This window comes from Klebsiella sp. BIGb0149 (assembly GCF_004362605.1).
GTDB lineage: Bacteria > Pseudomonadota > Gammaproteobacteria > Enterobacterales > Enterobacteriaceae > Klebsiella > Klebsiella terrigena.
Genome location: NZ_SNYG01000001.1, coordinates 725,521 through 737,588, shown reverse-complemented (window position 1 = coordinate 737,588; position 12,068 = coordinate 725,521). Strand labels below are relative to the sequence as shown.

Below are 12,068 nucleotides of genomic sequence, written 5' to 3'. Positions count from 1 at the left end.
TTAACGCCGTTCAGCGAAACTTACTCTTCGTAAATATTGGCGCGGTCGCGTAATTCTTTCCCAGGCTTAAAGTGCGGAACGTACTTGCCTTCCAGCTCGACTTTATCGCCAGTTTTCGGGTTACGCCCGGTGCGAGGTGCTCGGTAATGCAAAGAGAAGCTGCCGAAACCGCGGATTTCAATGCGCTCACCTTGAGCAAGCGTTGAGGCCATATGTTCCAGCATTTCTTTAACAGCATCTTCAACCGCTTTCGCAGGAATGTGGGATTGCTGGCTGGCAAGTCTTTCTATCAATTCTGACTTGGTCATTTTTCCTCCGGTTTCCTTCAGGGCCAGATTAGCTAACAGCTTTAAACAAGGGCGGCCGTAGCCGCCCTTTGTGCTTGATTACAGGACGAATCCTGCAATCTGTCAAGTAAACTCGTCGTAATTCAGGTTGTTGTAACCCGAAAGACTAAGATTACTCGCCTTTAGCTGCTTTGAAAGCTTCAGCCATTGCGTTGTTAGAGAAGTTTGCATCTTCCTGTTTGTTAACAGTTGCGATTGCATCTTTCTCATCAGCTTCGTCTTTCGCACGAACGGACAGGCTGATTGCGCGGTTTTTACGATCAACGCCGGTGAATTTAGCTTCAACGTCATCGCCAACGCTCAGAACCAGAGTCGCATCTTCAACGCGGTCACGGGATGCTTCAGAAGCACGCAGGTAACCTTCAACGCCGTCAGCCAGTTCTACGGTTGCGCCTTTAGCGTCAACAGCAGTGACTTTACCGTTTACGATTGCGCCTTTCTTGTTCAGTGCAACCCAGTTGTTGAACGGATCTTCTGCGAGCTGCTTAACGCCCAGAGAGATACGCTCACGTTCTGCGTCAACCTGCAGAACAACTGCTGCGATTTCGTCGCCTTTTTTGTATTCACGTACTGCTTCTTCGCCTGCAACGTTCCAGGAGATGTCAGACAGGTGAACCAGGCCATCGATGCCGCCGTCCAGGCCGATGAAGATACCGAAGTCAGTGATAGACTTGATTTTACCTTCAACACGGTCGCCCTTGTTGTGGGTTTCCGCGAACTGCTGCCATGGGTTGTTTTTGCACTGCTTCAGGCCCAGGGAGATACGACGACGTTCTTCGTCGATATCCAGAACCATAACTTCCACTACGTCGCCAACGTTAACAACTTTGGACGGGTGGATGTTTTTGTTGGTCCAATCCATTTCGGAAACGTGAACCAGGCCTTCAACGCCTTCTTCGATTTCAACGAAGCAGCCGTAGTCGGTCAGGTTGGTCACGCGACCGGTCAGTTTGGTACCTTCCGGATAACGCTTAGCGATAGCTACCCACGGATCTTCGCCCAGCTGTTTCAGGCCCAGAGATACACGGGTACGCTCGCGGTCGAACTTCAGCACTTTAACAGTGATTTCGTCGCCAACGTTTACGATTTCGCTCGGGTGCTTAACGCGTTTCCACGCCATGTCGGTGATGTGCAGCAGGCCATCGACGCCGCCCAGATCAACGAATGCGCCGTAGTCAGTGAGGTTCTTAACGATACCTTTGACTTCCATGCCTTCCTGCAGGTTTTCCAGCAGCTGATCGCGTTCTGCGCTGTTCTCGGATTCGATAACGGCACGACGGGAAACAACAACGTTGTTACGCTTCTGGTCCAGCTTGATTACTTTGAACTCAAGCTCTTTGCCTTCGAGGTGCAGCGTGTCGCGAACCGGACGAACGTCAACCAGGGAACCTGGCAGGAACGCGCGAATACCATTCAGCTCAACAGTGAAGCCACCTTTAACTTTGCCGTTGATAACACCGACTACAGTTTCAGCTTCTTCGTAAGCTTTTTCCAGCGTGATCCAAGCTTCGTGACGTTTAGCTTTTTCACGGGACAGCAGGGTTTCACCGAAGCCGTCTTCTACTGCATCCAGAGCAACGTCAACTTCGTCACCGACCTGGATTTCCAGCTCGCCCTGGGCGTTTTTGAACTGCTCTGCCGGAATGGCGGACTCAGATTTCAGACCGGCGTCAACCAGTACGATATCTTTGTCGATAGCAACAACAACACCACGAACGATGGAACCCGGACGGGTTTCGATTGTTTTTAAGGATTCTTCAAATAGTTGAGCAAAAGATTCAGTCATGTTTAATCTTCAGGTTTCATATTTAACGTCCACCTGGCTCCGTGCCGGATGGGGTTGTTTAACATACCCGCTAACACTCCGTTGCTGCGGGGGTACTGCTATAATTCGGAGGCCGCTGCGCTTTGCCGGTAACGGCTAAGCGGCTGCCAATTTCTCGCGCGCATATTGTAGCGCTTTTTCAATTACTTGCTCAATGTTTAGTTCAGTAGAATCGAGAACTAAAGCATCGGCAGCCGGGACAAGTGGCGCCACGCTGCGATTGCGATCGCGGTCGTCACGCTCTTTTATCTCGGATAAAAGGCGGTCAAAGTTAACACTAAAGCCCTTTTCCTGCAACTGCAGCATGCGCCGATGCGCACGTTCTTGCGCGGACGCATCAAGGAAAATCTTCACCGGCGCATCGGGGAACACCACGGTGCCCATATCGCGTCCGTCGGCAATCAGGCCCGGCAGTTCGCGAAACGCGCGCTGACGGCGCAGCAGAGCTTCACGCACCCGGGGAAAAGCCGCGGCTTTCGAAGCGGTATTCGCCACTTCCTGCGTGCGAATTGCCGCGCTAACGTCCTCACCTTCAAGGATAACTTCGAGGCTGCCATCGGTGGAAATAAAGCGCACGTCCAGGTGCGCGGCCAGCGGCACCAGGGCTTCTTCAGACTCGACGTCCACGTGATGATGCAGCGCCGCCAGCGCCAGAACGCGATAGATAGCGCCGGAATCGAGCAAATGCCAGCCTAACGCTTCCGCCATCGCCTTGCACAACGTTCCCTTACCCGCACCGCCAGGCCCATCAATGGTGATTACCGGAATAGCTGCCGTCATCTTTTTCTCCTTCAGCAAGGCGCATAGAATATAAACGCCGCGCATTATACGCATCTATACGACGGAAAGTGAGCATTGGATGCAAAATACGGACGACCGGAAATGAAATGCAGAATAATTGCGCAATTATAGCGGGCTGACGGCATATCAGCCCGCAGATGACAAAGCTTTACGTTGGCGCAACCGCAGGCGCTTACGCCTGGGTGCTAATCCGCGCCAGCTGCTCGAAGTAGTCAGGGAAGGTTTTTGCCGTACACTTCGGATCGAGGATCGTCACCGGCGTGTCGGAAAGCGCCACCAGCGAGAAGCACATCGCCATGCGGTGATCGTTATAGGTGCCAACCTCAGCAAACTGCAGCGCCAGCGGAGGCGTAATGCGGATGTAATCCTCGCCCTCTTCCACTTCAGCGCCGACTTTGCGCAGTTCGGTGGCCATCGCGAACAGACGATCGGTCTCTTTCACGCGCCAGTTATAAATATTGCGCAGCGTGGTGGTGCCTTTGGCAAACAGCGCCGCGGTGGCGATAGTCATTGCCGCATCCGGAATATGGTTCATGTCCATATCGATGGCGTTCAGCTCGCCGCGGGTACAGGCAATATAGTCATCGCCCCAGCTGACGATAGCGCCCATTTTTTCCAGCACGTCGGCAAAGCGGATATCGCCCTGCACGCTGTTACGGCCGATACCGGTGACTTTCACCGTACCGCCCTTAATGGCGCCCGCCGCGAGGAAGTAGGACGCCGAAGAGGCATCGCCCTCAACCAGGTAGTCGCCCGGAGAGCGGTAATGCTGATTGCCGCGAATGACAAAACGCTGATAGGACTGGTTTTCAACGTCCACGCCGAAGGTCTTCATCAGGTGCAGCGTAATATCAATATAGGGTTTGGAAACCAGATCGCCTTTAATGGTGATAACGGTGTCCTGCGGCGCCAGCGGCGCAGCCATCAGCAGAGCGGTAAGGAACTGGCTGGAAACGCTGCCGTCAACCTCAACGCTGCCGCCGGCAAAGCCGCCGCGCAGGCGCAGAGGCGGATAGTTTTCCTGCTCCAGATACTCAATTTGGGCGCCTCCCTGACGTAACGCATCAACCAGATGACCAATCGGACGCTCTTTCATCCGCGGTTCACCGGTCAGCACGATATCGTTGCTGCCCAGGCACAGGGCTGCCGCCAGCGGACGCATGGCGGTCCCGGCGTTGCCCAGAAACAGCTCGAGCGCGCTATTCGCCCGCAGCGGACCACCGTTGCCGGTCACTTCGCAGCGGGTACGATCGGAGGACAGGGTGTAATGAACTCCCAGGGCGCTCAGGGCATTCAGCATGTGGCGAACATCGTCGCTGTCCAGCAGGTTGGTCAGCACCGTGGTGCCACGGGCTAATGCCGCCAGCAGCAAAGCGCGGTTAGAGACACTTTTAGACCCAGGCAGGTTCACGGTGCCATCCACGCGCGCGATGGGTTGTAACGTCAGGGATTCCATCAAACTCAACTCTCAAAAAAACGGAATAAAAACCCCGCAGACCGGCTGCGGGGATGAAAAGCACAACAATGATTAGCCGTGACGACGTTCAAAGTCCTGCATAAAGTCGGTCAGCGCCTGCACGCCCGCCAGCGGCATTGCGTTATAGATAGATGCGCGCATACCGCCCACGACACGGTGCCCTTTCAGTGAATGCAGGCCAGCGGCGAAGGACTCTTCGAGGAACAGCTTGTCCAGCGCGCTGTCGGCCAGCTGGAACGGAACGTTCATGCGCGAGCGGTTGGCCGCCGCCACGTCGTTACGATAGAAGCTGCTGCCGTCGATCGTACCGTAGAGCAGATCGGCTTTTTGCTGGTTGATTTTATCCATTGCCGCCACGCCGCCGTGCTCTTTCAGCCATTTGAATACCAGGCCAGAGAGGTACCAGGCAAAGGTCGGCGGCGTGTTGAACATGGAATCATTGGCATCAAGCACGGAGTAATCGAGTATTGACGGACAGGCGACGTTCGCTTTACCCAGCAGGTCTTCGCGAACGATCACCAGCGTCAGCCCTGCCGGGCCAATGTTTTTCTGCGCGCCGGCGTAGATGACGCCAAAGCGGCTGACGTCGATCGGCGCGGACAAAATAGTCGAAGAGAAATCGGCGGCGACAACGACGTCATCGCCGAAGTTCGGCGTTTCATCAATGGCGATGCCGTCGATGGTTTCATTCGGGCAGTAGTGCAGGTAGGCCGCGCCCGGCGTCAGCTGCCATTCGCTCATCGGACGGACGGCCCGCAGGCCATCAACGGTGACTTTGGCGTCGATGGTATTTGGCGAACAGTATTTTTTCGCTTCTTTAATGGCGCTTGCTGCCCAGTAGCCAGCGTCAACGTAGTCAGCGGTGGTTTTATCGCCGAGCAGGTTCAGCGGGACGCCGGCGAACTGGCCGCGACCGCCGCCATGGCAGAATAAAACTTTGTAGTTGGAGGGGATGTTGAGCAGATCGCGAAAATCCTGCTCCGCCGCCTCGGCCACCTGGATAAACTCTTTACCACGGTGACTGATCTCCATTACCGACGTTCCCAGCCCCTGCCAGTCGCAAAGCTCCTGCTGAGCCAGTTTGAGAACTTCCGCCGGCAGCATTGCCGGGCCCGAACTAAAGTTATAGACCTGAGCCATTTCCCCTCACCACGTTGCTATGTTATTTGCCCGCGAACCGTCGCGTGCATAAGTTATTTCGGTATCTGACCATGATAATTCGAGCTGCGGACGGGCGACCAGTGGATTCTTCCGCGGGCGCCTGCTGAAGTCAGCGGCCGGCTTGCACGAGTGCGGCCAGCGCACATGCAGCCTGAAGTATGACGGGTACATCGGTTTTATCATTCAGCGACACGCATCGCAATGCCTAAAACTTATGACCGGAAAAATATGATCGGCTTCACACAAAACAATTCACTAGCCCTCCGTAACAAAACCGACAAAAAGGCTGTCAGGTGATGCGTTTAGCTCTGCTAACCCTCGCCCATTCTGGATTTTGACAGCGCCGGCATAATTGCTTTTTACCGGCCTGAATGACGATCACCTGGCTACAGCGCACGCAGGCGTATTCGCCGGTCTCAGGAATGGTCACAAAACGTTCATAGCAGCCGTCCGGCAGAATACATAGCCCCGGCTTAACCTCTTCATCAGCGTAATAGTACATACTGATTTGGCCGTTAGTTTCCATTATCGCCAGCCGAACCTGGCCGAGCTGCTCCACGCTGTAGAGGCGAAGCTCCATAAAAAACTCGAACTCGGTCATGTTGGCGCGGTGGACTTTTTCCCACGCCAGCTCCCCTTCTTCGACGATGATCACCGGCTTCCCTTCCAGCAGGTTTTCCAGCTTCTCGCTTTTTGACATCAGCCACATTACCAGGCGGTAGAGCAGCGCCAGGGTGACAAACACGACGAACACCGGGATCAGCGGCACGTCGTCATAAAAGGCGACGTCCCCGGCCGCAGAGCCTAGCGTCAAAATGATCAGCACTTCAAAGAGCGACATCTGGCGGACGCCGCGCCGTCCGGTAATTTTAAGGAACAGGAAAACCAGCAGGAAGGTAAAGAGGCTGCGCAGCGCGACCTCCCCTAAAAACTCCGGCGGCACTTTATCAAACGCCATGCGATGAAGATCGAACGCTTTCATTTTTTAATGCCTTAACAGTAGGTTACTGCCTGTAAGCATAGCCCAGGCTTTTATTTTCGCCGGGGCCTTCACGAAGATAGCGCCTGACACACAAACCCCGTATCATTGCGCGCTTTACGTACGAAAAAAGTGACCGCTATGACTCAAACGTTTATCCCCGGCAAAGACGCCGCCCTGGAAGATTCCATCGCTCGCTTCCAGCAGAAATTGCTCGACCTCGGATTTGATATTGAAGAGGCCTCGTGGCTGAATCCGGTACCGCACGTGTGGTCAGTTCATATCCGCGATAAAGCCTGCTCGCTATGCTTCACCAACGGCAAAGGCGCGACCAAAAAAGCGGCGCTGGCCTCCGCGCTGGGCGAGTACTTCGAACGTCTGTCGACCAACTATTTCTTCGCCGACTTCTGGTTAGGCGAAACCATCGCTAACGGGCCGTTTGTTCACTATCCAAATGAAAAATGGTTCCCGCTGACCGAAGATGACGAAGTTCCTCAGGGGCTGCTCGATCCTCGCCTGCGCGCCTTCTACGATCCTGACGATCAGCTGACCGCCGGCATGCTGGTTGACCTGCAGTCGGGTAATGACGATCGCGGCGTGTGCGGCCTGCCGTTCACCCGCCAGTCCGACGGCGAAACCGTTTATATTCCGATGAATATCGTTGGCAACCTGTACGTTTCTAACGGGATGTCCGCGGGCAACACCGCGAACGAAGCGCGCGTTCAGGCCCTGTCGGAAGTCTTTGAGCGCCATATCAAGAACCGCATCATTGCTGAAAGCATTAGCCTGCCGGAAATCCCTGCCGAAGTGATGGCCCGCTATCCGGGCGTGGTGGAGTCGATTAATAAGCTGGAAGCGGAAGGTTTCCCGATTTTTGCTTACGACGGCTCGCTGGGCGGCAAGTATCCGGTGATCTGCGTAGTGCTGTTTAACCCGGAAAACGGGACCTGCTTCGCCTCCTTCGGCGCGCATCCTGACTTCGGCGTCGCTCTGGAGCGCACCGTCACCGAGCTGCTGCAGGGCCGCAGCCTGAAGGATCTCGACGTCTTCACGCCGCCAACCTTCGATGACGAAGAAGTGGCTGAACACGCCAACCTTGAAACCCACTTTATCGACTCCAGCGGCCTGATCTCCTGGGATATGTTCAAACAGGATGCCGACTATCCGTTCGTCGACTGGAGCTTCTCCGGTACCACGGAAGAAGAGTTCGCCACCCTGATGGCCATCTTTAAAGAAGAAGATAAAGAGGTCTACATCGCCGATTACGAGCACCTGAGCGTCTACGCCTGCCGGATTATCGTTCCAGGGATGTCGGATATCTATCCGGCAGAAGACCTGTGGCTGGCGAACAACAGCATGGGCAGCCACCTGCGCGAAACGCTCCTCTCTCTGCCGGGCAGCGAGTGGGAGAAAGAGGACTATCTGGCGCTGATTGAGCAGCTGGACGATGAAGGTAATGACGACTTCACCCGCGTTCGCGAACTGCTGGGCCTGGCAACGGGCAAAGACAACGGCTGGTATACGCTGCGTATTGGCGAACTGAAAGCGATGCTGGCGCTGGCCGGCGGCGATCTGGAGCAGGCGCTGATCTGGACGGAGTGGACGATCGAGTTCAATGCGTCAATCTTCAGCGCAGAGCGCGCCAACTACTACCGCTGCCTGCAAACGCTGCTGCTGCTGAGCCAGGAAGAAGAGCGTCAGCCGCTGCAGTACCTGAACGCCTTTGTGCGCATGTACGGCGCAGATGCGGTGGAAGCCGCCAGCGCTGCGCTAAGCGGTGAAGCGCCGTTCTACGGCCTGCAGGCGGTAGATAGCGATCTGCACGCTTTCCCGGCCCATCAGTCCTTACTGAAAGCCTACGAGAAGCTGCAGCGTGCTAAAGCGGCGTACTGGGCTAAATAGCCTTTAGCGCCGCCTGAAGTGCCCCATCACGGAGTCGTTTACGGCTCCGTTTTTTTATATTTTATTCACGGGACCAATAATTTGTAGTTGTGAAGTTAATTTACGGTGAAAATTGATCGCGCAACAGTTTTGAGATGTTAATTTTAATAAAAATACCCCATTTTAATTAACCGTTGCCTTTGCCCAAAAATGAAAAAAATCAACATAATTTGTAAATATTAAACTTTATTTTCCCATTAATAAACAGTAAGTTACCTCTAATTACCGCAAAAACCATACGCTAAACGGGCTTATAGTTCCGGTGGGATATGATCTACATCAATTTCCCTTCTATAATGCTTTGTTAGTATCTCACCGCCAACTTATATAAAGAGAGAGTTAGTGTGAAAGCTGACAACCCTTTCGATCTATTACTCCCCGCTGCGATGGCGAAAGTCGCCGAAGAAGCGGGTGTCTATAAAGCGACAAAGCACCCGATGAAGACCTTTTATCTGGCGATTACCGCTGGTGTCTTTATCTCCATTGCTTTTGTCTTCTACATCACCGCGACGACCGGGACAGCCGCAATGCCTTTCGGTATTGCCAAGCTTATTGGGGGGATCTGCTTTTCACTCGGCCTGATTCTGTGCGTCATCTGCGGTGCTGACCTGTTTACCTCCACCGTACTTATCGTTGTGGCGAAAGCCAGCGGCAGGATCACCTGGGGTCAACTGGCAATAAACTGGCTCAACGTCTATGTTGGTAACCTGATAGGCGCGCTGCTGTTCGTGCTGCTGATGTGGCTATCGGGTGAATATATGGCCGCTAACGGCGGTTGGGGGCTCAACGTCCTGCAAACCGCTGACCACAAAATGCATCATACATTTATTGAAGCCGTCTGCCTGGGCATCCTGGCGAACCTGATGGTCTGCCTCGCGGTGTGGATGAGCTACTCCGGCCGCAGCCTGATGGATAAAGCAATGATTATGGTTCTGCCCGTCGCCATGTTCGTTGCCAGCGGCTTTGAGCACAGTATCGCTAACATGTTTATGATCCCGATGGGTATCGTAATCCGCGACTTTGCAAGCCCGGAATTCTGGACCGCCGTTGGTTCAACTCCGGAAAGTTTCTCTCACCTGACCGTCATGAACTTCATCACTGATAACCTGATTCCGGTAACTATCGGGAACATTATTGGCGGTGGTCTGCTGGTTGGGTTGACATACTGGGTCATTTACCTGCGTGGCGACGACCATCACTAAGGGTTGTTTCAGGCAGTAAATAAAAAATCCACTTAAGAAGGTAGGTGTTACATGTCCGAGCTTAATGAAAAGTTAGCCACAGCCTGGGAAGGTTTTGCGAAAGGTGACTGGCAGAACGAAGTCAACGTCCGTGACTTTATCCAGAAAAACTATACCCCGTACGAAGGTGACGAGTCCTTCCTGGCTGGCGCAACTGACGCGACCACCAAGCTGTGGGACAACGTAATGGAAGGCGTTAAACAGGAAAACCGCACTCACGCGCCTGTTGATTTTGACACTTCCCTTGCATCCACCATCACTTCTCACGACGCAGGCTACATCGAGAAAGCGCTCGAGAAAATCGTTGGTCTGCAGACTGAAGCTCCGCTGAAACGTGCGATTATCCCGTTCGGCGGTATTAAAATGGTTGAAGGTTCTTGCAAAGCGTACGATCGCGAGCTGGACCCGATGCTGAAAAAAATCTTCACCGAGTACCGTAAAACTCACAACCAGGGCGTTTTTGACGTTTACACCAAAGACATCCTGAACTGCCGTAAATCCGGCGTGCTGACCGGTCTGCCGGATGCCTACGGCCGCGGCCGTATCATCGGTGACTACCGCCGCGTTGCGCTGTACGGCATCGACTTCCTGATGAAAGACAAATACGCTCAGTTCCTGTCTCTGCAAGAAAGACTGGAAAACGGCGAAGATCTGGAAGCAACCATCCGTCTGCGCGAAGAGATCTCCGAGCAGTACCGTGCGCTGGGCCAGATCAAAGAAATGGCGGCCAAATACGGCTGCGATATCTCTGCTCCGGCAAAAACCGCGCAGGAAGCTATCCAGTGGACCTACTTCGGTTACCTGGCTGCCGTTAAGTCTCAGAACGGCGCGGCAATGTCCTTCGGCCGTACCTCCAGCTTCCTGGATATCTTCATCGAACGCGACCTGAAAGCCGGTAAAATCACCGAGCAGGACGCTCAGGAAATGATTGACCACCTGGTCATGAAGCTGCGTATGGTTCGCTTCCTGCGTACTCCTGAGTATGATGAACTGTTCTCCGGTGACCCGATTTGGGCAACTGAATCAATCGGTGGTATGGGCGTTGATGGCCGTACTCTGGTAACCAAAAACAGCTTCCGCTTCCTGAACACCCTGTACACCATGGGGCCGTCTCCGGAGCCGAACATCACTATTCTGTGGTCTGAAAAACTGCCGCTGAGCTTCAAAAAATACGCGGCGAAAGTCTCCATCGATACCTCTTCTCTGCAGTATGAGAACGACGATCTGATGCGTCCTGACTTCAACAACGATGACTACGCTATCGCTTGCTGCGTAAGCCCGATGGTTGTTGGTAAGCAAATGCAGTTCTTCGGCGCTCGCGCTAACCTCGCGAAAACCATGCTGTACGCTATCAACGGCGGCGTTGATGAAAAACTGAAAATGCAGGTTGGTCCTAAGTCTGAACCGATCAAAGGCGACGTTCTGAACTTTGATGAAGTTATGGATCGCATGGATCACTTCATGGACTGGCTGGCTAAACAGTACGTCACCGCGCTGAACATCATCCACTACATGCACGACAAGTACAGCTACGAAGCTTCTCTGATGGCGCTGCACGATCGTGACGTTGTTCGCACCATGGCATGTGGTATCGCCGGTCTGTCCGTTGCCGCTGACTCCCTGTCCGCTATCAAATATGCGAAAGTTAAACCGATTCGTGACGAAGACGGTCTGGCAGTCGACTTCGAAATCGAAGGCGAATACCCGCAGTTTGGTAACAACGACTCTCGCGTAGATGACATGGCGGTCGATCTGGTTGAACGTTTCATGAAGAAAATTCAGAAACTGACTACCTACCGCAACGCTATCCCGACTCAGTCCGTTCTGACCATTACTTCTAACGTTGTGTATGGTAAGAAAACCGGTAACACCCCTGACGGTCGTCGCGCTGGCGCTCCGTTCGGACCAGGTGCTAACCCGATGCACGGTCGTGACCAGAAAGGTGCCGTTGCCTCTCTGACCTCCGTTGCAAAACTGCCGTTTGCGTACGCTAAAGATGGTATCTCTTACACCTTCTCTATCGTTCCTAACGCTCTGGGTAAAGACGACGAAGTTCGTAAGACTAACCTGGCCGGCCTGATGGACGGTTACTTCCACCACGAAGCTTCTATCGAAGGCGGTCAGCACCTGAACGTCAACGTCATGAACCGTGAAATGCTGCTCGACGCGATGGAAAACCCGGAAAAATATCCGCAGCTGACCATCCGCGTATCCGGCTACGCAGTACGCTTTAACTCCCTGACTAAAGAGCAGCAGCAGGACGTTATCACTCGTACCTTCACTCAGACCATGTAAT

General features: G+C 53.8%; 9 protein-coding genes. 3 read left to right on the top strand and 6 right to left on the bottom strand.

Annotation, left to right across the window (positions count from 1 at the left end):
* Positions 1-20: 20 nt before the first annotated feature.
* From ihfB to EDF75_RS03460, 6 genes are all read right to left on the bottom strand, one after another.
* Positions 21-308, bottom strand: a complete 288-nt coding sequence (ihfB, locus tag EDF75_RS03485; protein ID WP_004100704.1) for an integration host factor subunit beta — start codon at positions 306-308, stop codon at positions 21-23.
* A gap of 151 nt (positions 309-459) precedes the next feature.
* A complete protein-coding gene (gene rpsA / locus EDF75_RS03480; RefSeq protein WP_004860074.1) occupies positions 460-2,133 on the bottom strand; it encodes a 30S ribosomal protein S1 in 1,674 nt (557 codons plus the stop codon).
* Positions 2,134-2,268: 135 nt separating this feature from the next.
* Positions 2,269-2,952 carry a (d)CMP kinase gene (cmk, locus tag EDF75_RS03475; protein ID WP_045854654.1) on the bottom strand — a complete coding sequence of 228 codons (684 nt, stop codon included), beginning with the start codon at positions 2,950-2,952 and terminating at the stop codon, positions 2,269-2,271.
* Positions 2,953-3,145: 193 nt separating this feature from the next.
* Entirely contained in the window at positions 3,146-4,429 is a 1,284-nt protein-coding gene (aroA, locus tag EDF75_RS03470; RefSeq protein WP_133597076.1) for a 3-phosphoshikimate 1-carboxyvinyltransferase, read from the bottom strand.
* A gap of 72 nt (positions 4,430-4,501) precedes the next feature.
* Positions 4,502-5,590 carry a 3-phosphoserine/phosphohydroxythreonine transaminase gene (gene serC / locus EDF75_RS03465; RefSeq protein ID WP_041144793.1) on the bottom strand — a complete coding sequence of 363 codons (1,089 nt, stop codon included), beginning with the start codon at positions 5,588-5,590 and terminating at the stop codon, positions 4,502-4,504.
* A 310-nt stretch (positions 5,591-5,900) separates the two neighbouring features.
* The gene (locus EDF75_RS03460) at positions 5,901-6,593 is read right to left on the bottom strand and encodes a DUF421 domain-containing protein (protein WP_133597074.1); all 693 of its coding nucleotides are present in this window, start codon (positions 6,591-6,593) and stop codon (positions 5,901-5,903) included.
* Positions 6,594-6,731: 138 nt separating this feature from the next.
* On the opposite strand from EDF75_RS03460, the gene ycaO reads away from it, so the two are divergent.
* The 3 genes from ycaO (at position 6,732) to pflB (ending at position 12,067) form a co-directional block, all read left to right on the top strand.
* Positions 6,732-8,492, top strand: coding sequence for a 30S ribosomal protein S12 methylthiotransferase accessory factor YcaO (gene ycaO / locus EDF75_RS03455; protein ID WP_133597072.1), 1,761 nt, complete (start codon positions 6,732-6,734; stop codon positions 8,490-8,492).
* A gap of 383 nt (positions 8,493-8,875) precedes the next feature.
* Positions 8,876-9,733: a formate transporter FocA gene (focA, locus tag EDF75_RS03450; protein ID WP_041144790.1), complete on the top strand. Its 858-nt coding sequence runs from the start codon at positions 8,876-8,878 to the stop codon at positions 9,731-9,733.
* A 51-nt stretch (positions 9,734-9,784) separates the two neighbouring features.
* Positions 9,785-12,067 (top strand): formate C-acetyltransferase, encoded by a 2,283-nt coding sequence (gene pflB / locus EDF75_RS03445; protein ID WP_123707185.1) that lies wholly within the window; start codon positions 9,785-9,787, stop codon positions 12,065-12,067.
* Position 12,068 lies beyond the last annotated feature (1 nt).